This window comes from Streptomyces sp. UC4497 (assembly GCF_054871485.1).
Window position 1 is genome coordinate 174631 of sequence record NZ_JBTYHB010000004.1, and the last position, 18412, is coordinate 193042.

Here is an 18412-nt window from a genome sequence, read left to right on the forward strand (position 1 = left end):
TCAATAACTCCTGGGCAGCCCGAGCGTGTGCGAGCCGAGATAGTTGAGGATCATTTCCTGGCTGACCGGGGCGATCTTCATCAGACGCGCCTCGCGGAAGAACCGGGCGACCGCGTACTCCTCGGCGTACCCCATGCCGCCGTGCGTCTGCAGCGCCCGGTCCGCGGCGTCGAACCCGGCGTCCGCGCACAGGTACTTGGCGGTGTTCGCCTCGCGGCCGCACGCCTGGCCGTTGTCGTACAGCCAGGTCGCCTTGCGCAGCATCAGCTCGGCCGCGTCGAGGCGCGCGAGGGAGTCGGCGAGCGGGAACTGCAGGCCCTGGTTCATCCCGATCGGGCGCCCGAACACCTCCCGCTCATTGCCGTACTTCACCGCCCGCTCCAGCGCCACCCGCCCGATCCCCAGCGCTTCGGCGGCGATCAGCATCCGCTCCGGATTGAGCCCGTCGAGGATGTACTTGAAACCCTGGCCCTCCTCGCCGACCCGGTCGGCGACGGGTATCCGAAGGCCGTCGATGAACAGTTCGTTCGACGTCACGGCGTTGCGGCCCATCTTCGCGATGGGCCTGATGTCGACGTGCGCACGGTCCAGGTCGGTCAGGAACAGCGTCATGCCGTCCGTCTTCTTCGCCACGTCGTCCGCGCGTGTGGTGCGGGTCAGGAGCAGGATCTTCTCCGACTCCATGGCCTTGGAGATCCACACCTTGCGGCCGTCGACGACGTAGTGGTCGCCCTCACGGCGCGCGAACGTGGTGATCTGTGTGGTGTCGAGCCCCGCCTCCGGCTCGGTGACACCGAAGCAGACGTGAAGATCGCCGGTGGCGACGCGGGGGAGAGTGCGGCGTTTGAGATCCTCCGAACCGTGCACGACCACGGGGTGCATCCCGAAGATGTTCAGGTGGATCGCGCTCGCCGCGTTCATCCCACCGCCCGAACGTGCCACCTCCTCGAGCAGCAGCGTGGCCTCCGTGATCCCGAGCCCGTGGCCGCCGTACTCCTCCGGGATGGTCAGACCGAGCCAGCCGCCACCGGCCACGGCGGCATAGAACTCCTCTGGAAACTCGTGCTGTTGATCCTTGCGCATCCAGTACGCGTCGTCGAAGTCGCGGAGCAGTCCCGCGACGGCCTTGCGGATCGTCTCCTGGTCCTCGGTGAGCTGGAAGTCCACGTGCGCACACCTCCGTGACAGCGTCATACCTGACAAAGGTCAGACCGAAGGTGAACGTACTGGACCTCGCGCCGGTTCGTACAGGGTGAGCTCAAAAGAGGTAGAACCAACTTGCGCCCTCATGAAAGCGCGAGGCCGGCACTCGCAGCGCGTCGAACGCTGGGGGCATGGGGCGCAGGTTCAAATCCTGTCGTCCCGACAGTTCGATCGATCGAACGTCGCAGGTGGAGGGCCGTTTTCGAACGGCCCTTTTTTTGTTTCCGCTCCCGCTCGGGGCGTACTTCGGTGAGGCCATTGTGCACTAGGGCGGTGCCGTATAGGACGAGTCCGTCACGACTCAGCGTGAATGCTTCGCTCAACGCGTCGCCGTCCGGATGTCCGACGGGCTGGCGCTGCATCCGCTGGGGAAGGTCGTGAACGGGTTCGAAGCCGGGGTCGAGGAGTCTCTGTAGAAGCTATCGCCAGTGAAGGCTGACATGTGAAACTCGTTGCGTGAACCGGCCCACGGGGGAGGGACGTTGCCGAGTGCCTATCGCATGCCGGACCGCCAAGAGAGCGCCGCGGCCATCCGCGTGCTCAAGGCAGTTTCCGTGGCCCACCTGCGCAGCCAGCGGGCGCAGACACTGAGCATTGGCCTTTCGGTCGCCTTGGCCGTCGCCGGTCCGTTAGTCGGCCCGGCATCGCGGTACGGTGCCGCCATTACCCTCGCCGGCACGCTTTGGGCCGCACTTTATAAGGCTGTCATGGCCCCCTGGTCCGAGCGGCATCTGCGGACCGCCGCGACTCTCCAGGAGATGTTCGACACCGACGTGCTCGGCTTGCCGTGGAACAGCGTGGCGGCCGGGAGCCGGATCGGCGACGACGAGGTAAGCCGATTGAGCCGGCGATTTCGCGGTGACGAGGGCCGGTTACGGAGCTACTACCTGGTGGCGGACACCGCAGAGCCCTACGACTTGCTTTTCTGTCTGGAGCAGAACCTGGCATGGGGATCACGGGTCAGGCTTCGCTTCGCTCAGCTGATGCTCGGCGTGCTGGTGTTGTGGTCCACGGCAGGCGTTCTGTTCACCGTCGCTGTCGGGAATACGGTCGGCCAGCTGGTCACCGGTTGGTTTGTTCCTTCGCTAGGTCTTCTGCTCCTGTGCTTGGAGATGTATCGCACGCAGATGTCGAGCATCCAGGAGCGGCTGCGCGTCCTCGGGCTGGTGCGTGCGGTCATCGACGAGCCGACGTCATCGGTGCTTTCAACCCCGGGTCTCTTGATTGGTTTCGCCCGCCAGGTGCAGGACACGCTCTATCAACTGCGGAGACTGCAGCCGCGCCTGCCAGTCTGGTACTTCCGGCGGTACCACGATCAGGACAAGAGCGATTTCCGCATCAGGATGGAAGAGCTCCAAAAGAGGTATCCCGGGTCATGACTGCCTTGGAGGAGCTGGCGAACGAGTTCGGGGACGCTGTCGCGTCGGCGATCATCGAGTCACTACTCGACTCTGGTCTTGAGCTCCGTAGCGACAGCATCCGGTCACTCCGTCGCGGCTACACCGGAGCGCGGTTGGCGAAGGCTGTGCTCGCTGACGTCAACGGACCACCTAAGCCACGTTGGTGTGTCATCAAGCTGTGCCCGCCGGTGTCGGTGAACCGCCAACGGGAGATCCGACAGCACAAGGCGGCCCTGAAGGACGCGACTAAGAAGTTCCGCCGGCGCCACCTCACCGGGATTGCTTTCCCGCCCGTCGACTGTCCTCGGGGTTTCCTTGTCGTTGGTCAGTCCATAGCCGACGGCATTCCCCTTGGGGCCGTGAATCTCGACCAGCTCGCTGATGCCTGCGAGGTGATCTGGAGCGAGATGCTCTCCAAGTGGACCGGCGATCGATACGACAGTGTGCAGGCGACGGTGGCCGAGCTGCTGAGATACGAGCTGGGCTCCAGCTTCGAGAGCGATGGGTGGCTGCGCCGTTGGGCGCAACAGCGACGCCTGCTCACGCCAGTCGCACTGCAACTACCGGGAGAGGCACAGCCGCTGCCGAACCCATGGCGGATGTTCGACGAGGACACAGCCGCGACACGTACGAAAATTGACTATCTGGTAGGTCCTTCCCACGGCGATCTGCACGGAGACAATGTTCTCGTGCCCGAGCACGACGGGATCGTCGAGCCGACTGAGTTCCGACTGATCGATCTTGCTACCTACGACGCGAGGGCACCGCTGAGCAGGGATCTCGCCGCGCTCATGGTGTCCCTCTGCTGGCGCGAGATCGGGGCGTCCTCGCCGGACAGCCAATCGACGTATCTCAGCTACCTGGAGCGTGACAGGCGCGACAGGCGTCTCGAGGACGGTATGGCAGCCAAGGTACGCAGAGTCATTGATGCGTTCCGGGAGCCTGCGCTTCAGTTCGTCGGTAAGAAGAGTGGGAATCCGGAACAGTGGTACCAGCAACTGCGGGTATCTTTGCTCGCCCAGGCAATGTTGCACAGCGCATACGCGACCGGTACAGCGGATGCCCGCCGCTGGTGCGCCCGATTGGCGGGCCGGCTCACCCAGGGCCTACTGGGGCCGGTGAACACGCAGGAGGCTCTGCCCATGAGCTTCGATGCGGGAGAAGTGCTCGGGGCGACCCGCACGTTGGAGATCCGGACCACCGGTCGATCGGCGCCAAACACATCCGATTTTGTTGACCGCACGGGCCAGCGGAGCCGGCTGCGCGCGGCCTTGGGCGATCAGGTTACCTCCGTCATAGTGGTCAGCGGCTCGGCGGGGATAGGCAAGACTGCGCTGGTGCGCGAGGTGCTCGCCGACTTGGGGTGGGCCGATCTCGACGACGAGTCCTCGGCGGTACGGTGGCACGACGTCACTCCGTATGGCGAGCTTGGTGTGCCGACCCTGATCGAGGACATCGAGCCATCGGGGTCGGGCCAGGTGGCTGGGCGCTTCGCACGGGCGCGTCTGGAAATCGCTCTGGACAGTATCGAGCACGAGACCGAGGGTGACCTGCGGGTAATCGTGCTCGATTCGGCAGAGAACCTTCTCAAGGATGGACACATCCTGCGCGACTCGGAACTGGACTTGGCACTGGAGGCCGTGCAACGTCGGTCGCGCCCTCTCGTCAAGGTCATATTCGTGACACAGCACGTGCCCGCCGCGACGTCCGGAGTGGCGTGGACGGAGACAGCGTGCCGGATCAGCCTTGAGGGACTCGAACCACCGTCGCTTCGCGAGTACTTCGCAGTTCTCGATCCAAGCGCGGAGTACGGCTTGGTCGACTTACCGGAGGACGACCTGCGCCGCATTCACGCGCGTCTGGCCGGCAATCCGCGACTTGCCGAGCTGCTCCACGCCGTCCTCAGCAGCGATCCGCCGGGGCTGCAGGTACATGAGATCGTGGCGTGGCTTTCTATGTTGTCCGCGCGCGAAGTGCAACAGCGTCTGGTGCGCCAGTTCGTCGATAGCCTTCCCGCTGAGCAGCAGCGAGTAGCGGAGAGTTTGGCGGTGCTCGGCATTCCGGTCGGCTCTGAGGCTGTCATCAGCATCCTGGAGCCGTACGTGCCGGCGGCACGGATTGAACCGGCCCTGCGAGCTCTCGTGGCTGCCCGTCTCGTCATGGAGCGCAGGGACGGCTGCCGGTATTTGCGGAAGAGCGACATTGAGACAGTTCTCAGCCGCCTGAGCGATGATGACGGCCGGCCGATGAGGGAGAGCACGCCGCCCAGTCGCAGCGGCCTTGCCCTGCGGGCGGCCAGGGTACTGCGCGGTATGCAAAAAGACGATGAGGATATCCACGGCATAGCCGATCTGGACATGCACTTCGCACGCGTCGATGTCTGGCTACGAGCCGGAATGCACGACCAGGCACATAGCCTCATCGATTGGATGGACGATCCGGTGCGCGTTTGGGGGAGCGGGGCCGAACTGCGTACTCAGCGGGAAGCTGTGCGTGGTCGACTCGGTGAGGACAGGGAGAGCGAGATGATGAACCTCGCCGCACTCGGGGACATTTATTCCTACAGTGGCGACTTCTCCCACGCACGGACGACGTACGCGGCCGCGCTCACTATCGCGAAGGGGCTGCAGCACCGCGAAGCGATCCGCCGCATCCACATAAACATGGGTTACATGTTTTGGGAGCATGACCATGTCGCGGAGGCCGAGGAGCACTACGGGTGGGCATTGGGGCTGGCAGGTGAGGACAGCGACGACGGCGGCGACCGCGCCGCGGCACTCTTGGGACTGGCCGACTGCCGACAGCGGCACGGCGATTACCGGGCAGCAGTCACCAACGCCCTCTCGGCATTCGAATCTGCCCACGACACCGCTCCCAAAGTTGCCTGCGACGCCGCGCTGCGGATGACCCGGTGGTACGCCGAACTGAACTGTGTGCAAGACGCGCTGACGATGCTGGTCAGGAGCGAGGAGCTGATCGAGGTTCGCCCCGATCCTTCGGCTCGGGCGGAGGTGTTCAACTCGAAGGCCGACCTGTACTTGCATCAGGGCAGGTACGGTGAGGCGCTCACGGCGGTCGAGCGGGCCATCGGCATAGCGCGCGATCACCGGGATCCGGTCAACTTGCGCCGGTCGCTCACAACCCTGGCGCTCACGCACGTACACACGGGCGATCTTCAGGCGGCCCGCGAGGCGATCGAGGAGTCGGCCCGCTACCGGGTGGCCGGCGTGGAGATCGTAGAACTTGCTCTGCGGGGGATCATCGCGCACCGCTTCCAGCGCACAGGAACTGCCAGGGATCTCTTCCGGCAACTCCACCACGAAACTGGCAAGCGCATAGGTACGGATGAACACGACTTGGTTGCCTGGGACTTCACCGGGATCGCCTTGTGCCATTCGGTTCTTCTTGGCGAAGAGGAGGCAGCGGCGGCACTGATGGCATTCCGCAGGGCGAGGCCGAAGTCGGCCGAGCAGACCCCGGGTTTGGATAATCGAGTCAGGTTCATGGTGACAACTTTGGCCAATGGCGACCCGCTCCTCGGTCCGGTACTCACCGAGCTGGGACGTATCCGACCGGGGCACACCAGCTAATTTTCGAACCAACCTTCCTCTCGTGCCAGCATGATGGCCTCCAAACGAGTACTGACGCCGAGCTGTTGGTACAGCGCTCGGAGTAGCCGGTACATGGCCCGTTCTGAGTAGTCGGCGTCAGAGGCCAACCGCGTCACGGTCCAGCCGTCGGACAGGCGTCTCAGCCAAGTGATTTGCTCCGTGGAGGGGACTGATCGACGCGGCGCTCGCCCGCCCCGCCCAGTCACCAGGAGATCGGCCACGTCGGCTGGCATGACAGCCTCCCCGTCGAGGACCGCGGAAATCGCTCGTTGCAGCGCCGACACTGTTGCTTCGCGCGGCACCACCGAGCGTGCGCCAGCGCGTAAGGCCCGCACGCCCAGTGAGGCATCGTGAGCAGGCGGCAACGCGACGACAAGCGGACGGGGCCACATGCGGCAGAGCAGCGTCAACTGGTTCAGATCCTCCGCGGAATGGAGTGTCAGTAGCACCACTCCGCCCGGACGGTCACGTAACCAGGATTCGACATTGGCGGGCTCCTCCACGCAATGTCCGAGGCTGGACAACGACGCCGCGACACCATGCCGGAACATTGGCAAGGAGTCCAGGACCGCGACATGAACGGTTGCCGTGACCCGCCCCTCCCTGTGACTGCCGCTTCACCTGTCTAATCAGCAGCCGACAGCTTAAGGCTCGGCAGTAACCTGCCAGCGAGGGGTCATGGATGCGCACGATCAGTCATGGACCTGCAACGCTCAGCTCGCCTAGCGTCGGATCACCCAACGACGCCAGGGGGAGGCGCGCGTGGTCTACTTCGATAACTCCGGTCGCCGCATTTACCGGCGAGTCCGGCGCCGTACGCCTGCTGCAGGAATCGGGCCTGACGACGCCAAGACCCGTTACATCCGCCAGGTAGCAGCGGAAAACCCGGGGTTCACGCCTGATGAGGTGTACGCGGAGATCTATTACGGCCGTCGGCGTCACGACATACCCAGGAATATGGTGCGCAGGGTTCTCGGCGCACCACGTAGCAAACTTCCGGGTTGGCGGTTCCGCCGCTGAAGAGGACGAGCCCGGATCCGGAAACCTGTTGCACTTAGAAGTGATCGTCTTGGGTTTGCCACTGTGACTAGAGCAGCGGCCTCTCACATGCCGTGGTCTGGGCCGTACCGGAGAAGCATATGGCCGACGTCTCACTCTCCACCCCTGCCCGCCTGGGCTGGCAGTGCGGTCTCGGAATCCGGCATGCATGGAAGGCCGCGTACGTCCGCTCACGTTGGAACGTGTGGTGCGAGGGCGCGTTGCCGCATCGAAGCGCGGTCACGGTGCTCGCAGGGAGTCCAACGGCGTGCTGCGGCTGTGAAGGTCGCTGTTCCGCGTCCAAGAGCTCGTGACGTTCTTGTGCGCATTGCTGGGGGTCAAGGGGTCGCAGGTTCAAATCCTGTCGTCCCGACAGTTCGAACGATCGAACGTCGCAGGTGAAGGGCCGTTTTCGAACGGCCCTTTTTCTGTTTCCGCCTTCAGCCCGCCCCGCTCGTCGGCCACCACGACGGAGAAATCGACGCCCTGAAGGTGTCCATCGGTCGTCTCCCCGCTCCCCGTAAGCGCCAGGACAGGAACCCTCCCCGGCCGCGCGGCACACGTGGCTGAATCTCGTTGGTGTGTGGCTGGGACTGTTCGGGTGTCGGGCGGGCCAAGTGGAATCTTCCAACAGGGGTGCTGGGCAGGGAGGTTGAGTCGAAATGGTCCTGGTAGCATCCTCGCGGCGATCTTGATCAACTCATCCAGCGTGCCGACTTGACACGTGCCCGCGGGGTGAGAGCGGGGGTACGGGTCGCCAGTTCCTCCTGCCCGTGCCACGAGAGGCGTCCATGACCCACGCACTTGTGTGGACCCTGGGTGCGATTGCGCTGATATCAGTCGCCGCGAATGTCGCACTCACTACCCGCAACCGAGCGGTGACCGCGAAGAGACATCAGGCTGAGGCCGAGCAGAAACAGGAGTTGAGCCGCGCCTCGCAGCAACTCGCAGCTCAACAGCGCGAGTTGGCCACGGCCCGCTCCGAGCGCGAGAGTGTCATCGCCGAGGCGCGCGAGGCCGCGGAGGACAGCACGAAGACCGTCCTCAAGGGCGCGGCGAGCTTCCTGCAGAGCCTTGCGGCCGAACAGACCGCCCTGCTGGACACCGTGCAGCGCAAGCACGGTGGCCACGAGGTGCTCAGCGACCTCCTCGACGTGGCGCACGCGAACGCCCAGATGGCACGCAAGGCACAGGGAATCGCGGTGATGTGCGGTGCCCCGCTGGGCCGCCGCAACCGGCCGGCCAGCGTGTACGACGTCGTGCAGAACGCAAAGGGCCAGATCCGGAACTTCCAGCGTGTGTCGATCATGCAGCAGAGTGGTCTCGCCCTCAAGGCGTCCGCGGTCACACCGGTTGCCCTGGCGGTCGCCGAACTGCTGGACAACGCGGCGAGCTTCTCGCAGCACGACGCTCCGATCGAGGTCACGTTCCAACGTGTCCAGGGCAACCTCTGCATCATCATCGACGACGCCGGCGTCAGCATGAACGACGAGGACCGGCAGCGGGCGACCGCCCTGCTCTCCGGCGACGAGCCGCCGCGGCTGCAACAGCTGGGCACACAGCCGAAGTTCGGCTTCCCCGTGATCGGCCTGATTGCCCGTCAGTACGGCTTCCAGGTGGACGTCACCGGGGTCTCCCGCTACGGCGGAGTGCGGGCCGTCGTCCGACTGCCCGAGGAGTTGTGGACCATGGAAGAGGCGACCCCCAAGGCCGCGGCGCCGTCTCCCGCTCCCGCCCCGGCCGCGCACCCCGCACCCGCACGTCAGGGCCCGGGCCCGTCCGCGGTCGCCCCCCAGCGCACCGCGCACGGACTGCCCAAGCGCGCCGCCCGGCAGACGCCGACGGCCTCCCCGGCCGCAGGCCGCACGCCCCGTCCGGTGGACGAGGCCCCACAGACCGGCCCGCGGGCATCCAGCCGGGGCCTGGGTGCGTTCCAGCGCGGCACCCTCGAAGCCCGCGCCGATGAGTCCCCCCTGGGCGAAGGGTCTGATGACCGGTGAGCACCTCCGACCTCTCCTGGATGCTCGATGACATCGTTAACAACGTGCCCGGCGCGCGCCATGCCGTCCTGCTGTCCGCCGACGGCCTGCCCCGGGCATCCACCGAGGGCCTCGCCGAGCGGGACCTGGCAACCATCTCCACGGCCATGTCCGGCATCCAGGCCCTGAGCCGAGCCACGGCGCCCTTCGTCGGAACCGCACCGGCCGCGTCCTGGACGCAGACCATCATCGAGTTCCAGCACGGCTGGATCTTCCTGATCGGCGCCGGTCAGGGCGCCTATCTGGCGGCGGCCGCGGAACCCAATGTGGACATGCAGCAGATCAGCTACCGCATGCACCGTCTGGTGGCCCGACTGGGACACAACATGACGTCCGCACCTCGCGTGGACACCACGCAGGCAGGCCGACGCGGCAGCCCCGAGCCGGCGCCCGGTGAGGACACGGCCGATGTGCTCAAGGAGCTCGACACGGCGCTCGCCGACGTGCACGGCGCCCGCCACGCGGTGCTGCTGGGCGGCGACGGCCTGCCGCGCGGCGGCACCTCGGGCCTGCCGCGCGACCTCGCCGACAGGATCTCGGCGGCCATGACCGGCATCCACGCCAACAGCCGGGCAGCCGCGCAGTTCGCGGGGGCGACCGCGGACGTGACGTGGCAGCAGACGGCCATCGAGTTCCAGCACGGGTGGATCTTCCTCATCGCCGCCGGTGACGGGGCGCTCCTGGCGGCCTCCGCCGACCACGACTGCAACATCGAGCACTTGACGTCCCAGCTGCATGCGGCAGACCTCAGGATCGCGGCCTCTGCCGTGGGCGGCAGGGTGCCCGGCAATGTCTGAGCCCAGCGGTCCGGACCTCGAGCTGACGTCCGATCTCGTTCCGCTCTTCGTGATCACGAACGGGCGGTCCCTGCCTCCTGAGCACGAATTCGAGCACACCGCGATGGTGACCTCTGCCGTCGGGTCCGAGGCCGCCCTGCGTGCCCTGACGCCCGAGGCTCGCACGGTCATGGAAGTGGTCACCGGCGGGTTCCTGTCCGTCGCAGAGGTCGCAGGCCACACCCAGTTCCCGATCGGTGTCGTGCGCATCCTGCTGGCCCAACTCGCGGAGGCCGGCCTGCTCGAGGTCCGCCAGCCGGTCCCGGCCGCCGAGCTGGTGGACATCGACCTCGTCCGTGCTGTCCGCACCGGCCTGCAGAAGAAATTCGGAGTGTGACGTGTACCTGGATCCCTCTGTCAGCCAGGCCGTGAAGGTGCTCATCGTGGGCCATTTCGGCGTGGGGAAAACCACCTGCATCGGCAGTCTCTCGGAGATCAGTCCGCTGCGGACCGAAGAGCAGATCACGGTGGCCAGCGTGGGGCTCGACGACCTCACCAACACACCGAACAAGACGACCACCACCGTCGCCATGGACTTCGGCCGCCTCACTCTCTCCGACAGCCTGGTCCTCTACCTGTTCGGTACGCCCGGCCAGGAGCGGTTCACCGAAATGTGGGAGGACCTCTCGCGCGGCGCACTCGGCGCGCTCGTCCTCGTCGACCCCGCGCGCATCGACGAGTCCTTTGCCGTCCTCGACCTCGTCGAGTCGTTCGGGCTCACCTACACGGTCGGTGTGAACTCCTTCGCGGGCGGCACCGAGTACGCCCTCAACGAGGTGCACGAGGCGCTGAACCTCCACCCCGAGACCCCGATCGTGCGGTGCGACGTGCGCGACGAGCGTTCCTCCGCCGAGGCCCTGATCACCCTCGTCCAGCACCTCATGACCCAGCTCGCCGCCTAGGAGCCCCCTGAATGTCCCAGCCGACCGACCCCCGCTCGATACCGCCCGGCTGCCCGGCGCACGCCCCGGGCTTCAACCCCCAGCTGTACGGGCCCGATTTCGCGATGGACCCCGAGGCCTACTACGCGCACCTGCGCAAGCAGGGACCCAGCGCACCCGTCGACATCGCTCCCGGCGTCGAGGTCGAACTCGTCACCAGCTACGACGCCGCCCTGCACATCCTGCAGAACCCGGCCACCTTCCCGCGCGACGCGCGCCGCTGGAACGCGCTGAACGAGGGGCGGGTGCCGGCCGACAGCCCGGCCCTGCCGATGATGGCCTGGCGGCGCAACGCGCTCTTCGCCGACGGTGCCGACCACGCCAAGCTCCGCCAGGCCGTCACCGCCGCCCTGGCCACCGTGGACGAGCGTGCGCTGATCCGTCAGACCCAGGCTTCCGCCGACTACCTCATCAGCGGCTTCAGCTCGGACCGGGACGGACGCGCCGAGCTCATGGCCGAGTACGCCGGCCCCCTGCCGTTGCTCGTCTTCTCCCATCTGTTCGGCTGCCCGCCCGATATCGGTGACCGGGTCATCACCGGGATCTCCGGCATCTTCGAGGGCGTCGCCGGCGCGGACGAGGTCCTCGGCCAGGCGCTCGCCGAGCTGATCTCGCTCAAGCACCGCAGGCCGGGCGACGACCTCACCACCGAGCTGATCCGCCAGCACATGCTGCTCACCAGCGACCAGGACGAGGCCGACGAGGCCGTCCTCCAGCAGCTCGTCACGCTGCTCTCCGGCGGCACGGCGCCGCTCTCCGCGGCCATCGGCACCAGCGCCGCCCTCTACCTGGGGGAGGACTGGCCCACCGGCCTTCCGGTCGAGGACGCCGTCTCCCAGGCCCTGTGGTCCTACGCGCCGATCGCCAACTACGCCGGTCACTACCCGTCGACGGACATCGAGCTCGGCGGACGGACAGTGCGCGCCGGAGACCCGGTGCTGATTTCGTTCGCCGCGGCCAACACGGACCCCAGGCTGACCGAACACCGCGCGCAGCTCAACTCCAAGGCGCATCTCGCCTTCGGGGCCGGGCCCCACGCGTGCCCGGCGAAGGACCCCGCCCTGCTGATCGCGGTCACGGCGGTCGAGTGCCTGCTCAACCGGCTGCCCGACCTGGAGCTGGACGAGCCCTTCTCCGCGCTCTCCTGGGTGCCCTCGCCCTGGAGCCGCGCGCTGAGCGCCCTGCCCGTGGGCTTCGCCCCGCGGTCCATACCCACGGCTCCCGCCTCTTACGAGCCCGCCGCCCCGGTGGTCTCCCAGCCGACGCCCGGACTCACTCCGCCCGCGTACGAGCCGGCCGCTTCCGTTTCCACCGGAGCCGGGGCCGAGGGCGAGCTCGATCAGGGCAAAAAGCGCAAGGGAGGACTGTTCAGCCGCTTCGTGGCATGGACCAGGGGAGAGTGACGCAGGCAACTCCACTTTCCTGCGGTCCTATTGGATACTCAAATGATCTTGTGGGTATTTATGGCGGCTGATGCTCGGGAAGGAGCACAGTGGGAATCGCCTTACTGCAACAGGATCTTCGCCGCGCCACCGCCAAAGTCTTCTCGCGCCTGCGCACCACGCAGGGGCAGGCGGACCCTCTCCCGTTCTACGCCGAACTCGCCGCCCCAGGACCGGTCAGCCCCGCACCCTGGGGCGGCCACCTGATCACTGGGTTCGCCGAGTGCGACCAGGTCCTGCGCGACTCGGGATGGCACGAACCCGACCGGCGCTGGCGCGAGCGGCAGGGGCAGGGCACCCGCTGGATGGCGCCCTCCTCGCAGGAGATGAGCCACACCCTGCCCACTCTCAACGGGGCCGAGCACACCCGAATACGCCGGGCGGCCAGGGGTTTCGACCGCGGCTCCGTCGAAGGCCTCCGCCCGGCCGTCACCGCGGCCACCGAGCGCCTCCTCGACACCCTCCACGAACAACTCGGCGACGGTGAGGCCGACTTCGCCGCCCTCGTCGGGGAGGAACTGCCGATCGCCACCGTCGGACACTGGCTCGGACTGCCGAGCGCCGACTGGCCCCGGCTGCGCGAGCTCACCCACGAGCAGGTTTTCACCCAGGAACTCCTGCCGACCGCGAGCCAGCTCGCCCGCTCCGACGCGGCGACCGTGGAACTGCGCACGTACTTCGCCGACCTCGTCCGCGCTCGCCGGGCCCGCCCGGGAGACGACCCCGTCTCGCAGTGGATCCGCACCTGGGACACCCTCGAGGCCGACCGCGACCAGGCCGACCATCAGGTCTACCACCTGGCCCGCTTCGTCCTGCTGGCCGCGCTGGAGACCACCGCCACCCTGCTGTCCCAAGCGGTCCTCCGCCTCGTCGAACACCCCGTGCACTGGGACGCGGTCGCCGCCGACCCCGAACTCGTCCCGGGCGCAGTGGAGGAGAGCCTGCGGTACGACCCGCCCACCCACGTGATCAGTCGTGTCGCCTCCCACGACACGCGCCTGGCCGGCCGCCACATCCACGAGGGGGAGATGGTCCACCTCATGATCGGCGCCGCCCACCACGATCCGGACCGGCACACCGACCCCGCCACCTACGACCCCCGGAGGCCCCCCGGGGGCCACCTGGCCTTCAGCGGCGGCGTCCACTACTGCCTCGGCGCCCCACTGGCCCGCATGGAAGCACACACCCTCATCACCCAACTCACCCGCCGCATGCCCCGCCTCGCCCTCGTACGCCCGCCCACCTGGGCGCCCCGCGTCGCCTTCCGCCGCCTCCTGAACCTGGACCTCGCCCTCGCATGACCGACCACCTCCAGCCCTCCGACGGCTACAAGACCCTCCACGTCGATCAGGACGGGCCCGTCCTGCACGCCCGGCTCCACGCCGGCCGCCCGGACGCCGTCCTCGACGTGGCTGCCATCGACGACCTCCTGCGCCTGCTCGACGGCCTCACCGAGCGCACCGACGTGAAGGTCCTGGTCCTGTCCTCGCTCGCCGCGGACTTCTGTCTGGGGGCCGACCGCGGCGAGTTCGCCGCCGCACGCAAGGCCGACCCGACCGGCGCGGCCCTGCGCCGTATCGTCGACAAGGGTTTCCGGCTCTGTCAGGCCCTGGAGACCAGCGACGCCATCACCATCGCGCGTCTCCACGGTCGGGTCACCGGTGCCGGCCTCGCCCTCGTCTCCTACTGCGACCTCCGCGTCGGCGCCGACACCAGCCGCTACCGCATGCCCGAAGTCGGTCTCGGACTGCCGCCCGCATGGGGCGGCGCCACCGGCCGGCTCATCACCGAGGTCGGTGTCTCCCGCATCCGGGAACTCATGCTCACCAGCCGCGAGTTCGACGCCGCCACCGCGAACAGGATCGACCTGCTGCACGCGACCGCGCCGGAGGAGGACCTCGACAGCGCGGTCACCGCCTTCACGCGCCTCCTCGGTCGCCGCTCCCAGGAATCAATGATCGCCACCAAGCGGATGCTGACCGGCTACGCCCGCGCCGACCGCACCGCCGATCTCGGACTGCTCGACGCCAATCTGCTCATCCCGCACCTCATCTGAGCCTTGCCCGGTCGTGGCGGTACTCGTGCAGGGTGCCGCCGACACCCCTTTCAGGAAAGGGGTGTTGCCTCGCCCAGCCCGGTGAGCAGGGCGGTGAGGACGCGGCGCAGTCGGGGCTCGACCTCGACGACGGCGTGGCCGAGCCGCGGGTCGCTCGCGTAGAGCTCCTGCAGGTGCGGGCCGGGCGTCGCCATCTGCCACAGGGCTCCAGCCATGCTGGTCGCGGTGGCGATCGTGTCGACGGCCTGCTGCTCGGTCAGGCCGAGCAGTCGGTGCAACTCACCGCCGATCCGGGCGACTTCCTCGAGTGTGCCGAGTTTGAAGGTGCGTACGGCCTCGATGGATACGTTCCGCTCCAGGTTCAGCGGCGCCTGCGCCAGCAGGTCGCAGAACAGGGGGCGCGCGGAGAGCGTGCCGGCGAAGGACGCGGCGACCACGGCGGGCGTGGCCCGTGCGTGCCGCGCGAGGTCCACGCACAGCGCCTCGGACCACTCTCGCCAGCCCTCCGCGGTGAGGCGGAGGAAGATCTGCTCGCGCGTCTCGAAGTACCGCAGCAGCGCCGACTTGTGCATGCCGACCTCGGTGGCGATGTCGGTGAGTGTGACCTCCCGGATGCCGTGCCGGCCGCCGAGGGTACGGGCCGCGTCGAGGATGGCGGCCTCGCGCGCCTGCTTGGCCTGGGCGCTGCGAGCCCGCTGGAAGACGGCCTGATCAGTCATGCCTGCCATCATAGAAGCACTTATCAAAACGGTGTTGCGCTATTACCGCAACGGTGTTTCACTAAGTCTATGAGTGACAACGTGAGCACCGACATGAGCAACGGCACCGGGCAGGCCGCAGGCGGCGACAGTGGGCCGCAGGTCTGGTTCATCACCGGTTCGTCGCGCGGCCTCGGCCGCGCCCTGGCAACCGCGGCCCTGGAGGCGGGCGACCTCGTCGCGGCCACCGCGCGCCGCCCAGAAACCCTCACCGAGGCCTTCGCCGCGTACGGCGAGCGCATGCTTCCCCTGGCCCTGGACGTCACGGACCCGCAGGCGGCGCGCCGCGCGGTCGACGCGGCCGTGGCCCGCTTCGGGCGGATCGACGTGGTCGTCAACAACGCCGGATACGCGAACGTGGCACCGGTCGAGACAGCGGACGACGCCGACTTCCGCGCACAGTTCGAGACGAACTTCTGGGGCGTCTACAACGTCACGAAAGCGGCCCTGCCGATCCTGCGCCGTCAGGGCTTTGGCACGGTCGTTCAGTTCTCCTCGATCGGCGGCCGCGTCGGCGGTTCGCCCGGCATCGCCTCCTACCAGGCCGCCAAATTCGCCGTCGACGGCTTCAGCCGCGTAGTGGCCACGGAGACCGCGCCGTTCGGCGTGCGAGTCATGGTCGTCGAGCCGAGCGGCTTCGCCACCGACTGGGCGGGCACGTCGATGACGGTGCACGACATCCCGGAGGCCTACGACGCGACGGTCGGTGAGATGAACCGGCGGGTGCGCCAGAGCACGGCCGGCGCGGCCGGGGATCCGCGGCGCGCCGCCGAGATCATCGTCCGCACCGTCCACCGCGCCGAGGTCCCCGGCCACCTGCCCCTCGGAGTGAACGCGGCGTCGATGGCCCTGGACCACTCCCGTCGCCAGACGGCGGAAGCGACCACCTGGGAAAAGGTCAGCCGCTCGGCCGACTTCGGCGAACCGTATCCGGTGGAACTCCCCTGAAGGGCAGGGGCGGTCCGCCGCCCGCGGGAGCACTCTGCCGATTCCTCACCCGTTCCGCTTGCTTGGAGCGCACGCAAGGGCCATAGCGTCGATGGCGTGCCGGGCGACCGGTGCCCAAGGAGCATCTCCAACGAGAAAGACGGCAAGTGGTCGACAACCAATTCACGACGCATGCAGAACTTTTCGATCTGCGGGGAAAGCGCGCTCTCGTCACCGGTGGCACCAGAGGCATCGGGATGATGATCGCGCGTGGCCTTCTCCAGGCGGGCGCCCGCGTGGTCATCAGCTCACGCGACGCGGAAGCGTGCGCTCGGGCGCAGGAGCACCTGTCCGCGTTCGGTGAGGTGCGGGTCATTCCCGCCGACCTGTCCCGCCACGACGAGTGTCGGCGGCTGTCCGACCTCGTCACCGCCGACTCGGAGCGCCTCGACATCCTCGTCAACAACGCGGGCGCCATGTGGGACGAGCCGCTGGAGACGTTCCCGGACGCGGCGTGGGACACGGTCGTCGACATCAATCTGAAGTCGCCGTTCTGGCTGGTCCAGGAGCTGCTGCCGGCGCTTCGCAAGGCGGGCACCGCCGACGATCCCGCGCGGGTCATCAACATCGGCAGCATCGCCGCCATCCACATCCCCCAGCGTCCCAACTACTCGTACTCCAGCAGCAAGGCCGCGCTGCATCAACTCACCAGAGTGCTCGCCAAGGAACTGGGACCGCAGCACGTCACCGTGAACGCCGTGGCGCCGGGAGCGTTCCCGTCGCAGATGATGGCCGCAACCCTCGACGAGCTCGGCGAGGCGATCGCGGCGGCGGCCCCACTGCGCCGGATCGGCCGCGACGACGACATGGCGGGTGTCGCCGTGTTCCTCTCCAGTCGGGCAGGCGCATACCTGACGGGCGCCGTGATCCCCGTCGACGGCGGCATCGCCACAACCGCGTAGGCCGTCTAGGCGTTGCTCCACCCGGACGTCCTGGAATACGAGTCGAGCAGGTCCACCACGAAGACCAGGGTCGAGCCCGCCGGGATCAACGGCGAGGGCGACTGGTTGCCGTAGCCGAGACGCGGGGGAACGATGATCTCGCGCCGACCGCCGACCTTCATCCCCCTCACCCCGCGGTCCCAGCCCTTGATGGCCTTGCCGCCGCCCAGGGCGAACTTGAACGGCTCGCCCCGGTCCCAGGATGCGTCGAACTCCTTCCCGGACTCGAAGGTCACCCCGACGTAGTGGACCCTGACCACCATGCCGGATTTCACTTCGGCCCCGTCCCCGACGACCAGGTCCCGGATGGTCAGCTCGGTGGGAGCGGCACCCTCCGGGACGTCGACCTCGGGCTTCGTCAGTTCACTCATTGCCGCCTCATCACTCTCCGTCGGGGGGGGGGCTTGCACGGGTCAGCCGGACACATGGACACCTCGTGCAGCAGATGGCCACGCTACCGAGGATCAGGAGGGCGCCCTGTCATGCGGGGATGCGGAGACGCGGGACAGGGCCGCCTCCAGGCCGAAGGCGAAGCGCTCGTCGAAGTTCTGTCGGAGGTGGGGCAGGACTCGTTGCAGCGCCGGGTGTGCGGCGGGGTCGACGGCCTGGTCGAGCCGCTCGTCGCCTTCTTCGGGTGCGGCCTGTTCCTCCTGGGTCAGGCCGAGGGTGAAGTAGTTGACCGTCCAGGTCGTCCATGCCGCCTGCCGCTCGTCGGCACCGGCTTCCAGGAACGCGTCGACGAGGCGGTCGGCGAAGCGCAGCGTGTTCGGCTCCGCTGAATAGGTGCCGGTGACCAGGGCGGCGCCGTCGCGGTGGGCCAGCAGCGTGCGCCGGTAACGGCCGGTCAGTTCGCGTGCGCGTTCCAGCGGCGCGTCGGGCAGGTCGTCGTAGCGGATGTCGGCGAGGACGGCGTCGGCCATCAGCTCCAGCATTCGCGCCTTGGTCTTCACGTGCCACAGCACGGTGTTCATCCGCACCCCGAGGCGGTCGGCGACCGCCCGGGTGGAGAGGCCGTCCAGTCCGCGCTCGTCCAGTACCCCAAGGGCCGCTTCGATCACGGCGGTGCGCGTGAGCTGGCCTGCCGCGTCTTCCCTGACTTGCTTCTTGGTCACTGACCTAGTTTACTCCAGCTCGATCATTGGTCACCGACCAAGAGTGTG

15 protein-coding genes are annotated in these 18412 nt (G+C 67.7%); 11 read left to right on the forward strand and 4 right to left on the reverse strand.

Annotated features, from left to right (window positions below):
- Window positions 1–1167 (reverse strand): acyl-CoA dehydrogenase family protein, encoded by a 1167-nt coding sequence (locus ACYSUO_RS08020; RefSeq protein WP_461775337.1) that lies wholly within the window; start codon window positions 1165–1167, stop codon window positions 1–3.
- Window positions 1168–1703: 536 nt separating this feature from the next.
- Between ACYSUO_RS08020 and ACYSUO_RS08025 the strand changes: the two genes are divergently transcribed.
- From ACYSUO_RS08025 to ACYSUO_RS08065, 9 genes are all read left to right on the forward strand, one after another.
- Window positions 1704–2582 (forward strand): S-4TM family putative pore-forming effector, encoded by an 879-nt coding sequence (locus ACYSUO_RS08025; RefSeq protein WP_461775338.1) that lies wholly within the window; start codon window positions 1704–1706, stop codon window positions 2580–2582.
- Window positions 2579–6193: a tetratricopeptide repeat protein gene (locus tag ACYSUO_RS08030; RefSeq protein WP_461775339.1), complete on the forward strand. Its 3615-nt coding sequence runs from the start codon at window positions 2579–2581 to the stop codon at window positions 6191–6193. Before ACYSUO_RS08025 ends, ACYSUO_RS08030 begins: the two co-directional genes overlap by 4 nt.
- Before the next feature lie 1850 nt (window positions 6194–8043).
- Complete coding sequence (locus ACYSUO_RS08035; RefSeq protein ID WP_461775340.1) at window positions 8044–9252, forward strand: ATP-binding protein; 1209 nt, start codon at window positions 8044–8046, stop codon at window positions 9250–9252.
- Window positions 9253–9272: 20 nt separating this feature from the next.
- Window positions 9273–10088, forward strand: coding sequence for a roadblock/LC7 domain-containing protein (locus ACYSUO_RS08040; protein WP_461775500.1), 816 nt, complete (start codon window positions 9273–9275; stop codon window positions 10086–10088).
- Window positions 10081–10464: a DUF742 domain-containing protein gene (locus ACYSUO_RS08045; protein WP_461775341.1), complete on the forward strand. Its 384-nt coding sequence runs from the start codon at window positions 10081–10083 to the stop codon at window positions 10462–10464. The genes ACYSUO_RS08040 and ACYSUO_RS08045 overlap by 8 nt, the downstream gene beginning before the upstream one ends.
- A gap of 1 nt (window position 10465) precedes the next feature.
- Window positions 10466–11029: a GTP-binding protein gene (locus ACYSUO_RS08050; protein WP_461775342.1), complete on the forward strand. Its 564-nt coding sequence runs from the start codon at window positions 10466–10468 to the stop codon at window positions 11027–11029.
- An 11-nt stretch (window positions 11030–11040) separates the two neighbouring features.
- Window positions 11041–12471, forward strand: coding sequence for a cytochrome P450 family protein (locus ACYSUO_RS08055; protein ID WP_461775343.1), 1431 nt, complete (start codon window positions 11041–11043; stop codon window positions 12469–12471).
- 89 nt (window positions 12472–12560) lie between these two features.
- Window positions 12561–13811, forward strand: a complete 1251-nt coding sequence (locus tag ACYSUO_RS08060) for a cytochrome P450 (RefSeq protein WP_461775344.1) — start codon at window positions 12561–12563, stop codon at window positions 13809–13811.
- The gene (locus tag ACYSUO_RS08065) at window positions 13808–14566 is read left to right on the forward strand and encodes an enoyl-CoA hydratase/isomerase family protein (protein WP_461775345.1); all 759 of its coding nucleotides are present in this window, start codon (window positions 13808–13810) and stop codon (window positions 14564–14566) included. Before ACYSUO_RS08060 ends, ACYSUO_RS08065 begins: the two co-directional genes overlap by 4 nt.
- A gap of 50 nt (window positions 14567–14616) precedes the next feature.
- Here the strand turns inward: ACYSUO_RS08065 and ACYSUO_RS08070 are convergent, their stop codons facing one another.
- Window positions 14617–15285 carry a TetR family transcriptional regulator gene (locus tag ACYSUO_RS08070; RefSeq protein WP_461775346.1) on the reverse strand — a complete coding sequence of 223 codons (669 nt, stop codon included), beginning with the start codon at window positions 15283–15285 and terminating at the stop codon, window positions 14617–14619.
- 93 nt (window positions 15286–15378) lie between these two features.
- Between ACYSUO_RS08070 and ACYSUO_RS08075 the strand changes: the two genes are divergently transcribed.
- Together ACYSUO_RS08075 and ACYSUO_RS08080 are read left to right on the forward strand one after the other, a co-directional pair.
- Complete coding sequence (locus tag ACYSUO_RS08075; protein WP_461775501.1) at window positions 15379–16272, forward strand: SDR family NAD(P)-dependent oxidoreductase; 894 nt, start codon at window positions 15379–15381, stop codon at window positions 16270–16272.
- A gap of 146 nt (window positions 16273–16418) precedes the next feature.
- Window positions 16419–17213, forward strand: a complete 795-nt coding sequence (locus ACYSUO_RS08080; protein WP_461775347.1) for an SDR family oxidoreductase — start codon at window positions 16419–16421, stop codon at window positions 17211–17213.
- A 5-nt stretch (window positions 17214–17218) separates the two neighbouring features.
- Here ACYSUO_RS08080 and ACYSUO_RS08085 read toward each other — a convergent pair whose 3' ends face one another.
- The gene (locus tag ACYSUO_RS08085; RefSeq protein ID WP_461775348.1) at window positions 17219–17623 is read right to left on the reverse strand and encodes an FKBP-type peptidyl-prolyl cis-trans isomerase; all 405 of its coding nucleotides are present in this window, start codon (window positions 17621–17623) and stop codon (window positions 17219–17221) included.
- Between the two features lie 93 nt (window positions 17624–17716).
- On the reverse strand, window positions 17717–18364 hold the full coding sequence (locus ACYSUO_RS08090) for a TetR/AcrR family transcriptional regulator C-terminal domain-containing protein (protein ID WP_461775349.1): 648 nt from the start codon (window positions 18362–18364) through the stop codon (window positions 17717–17719).
- Window positions 18365–18412 lie beyond the last annotated feature (48 nt).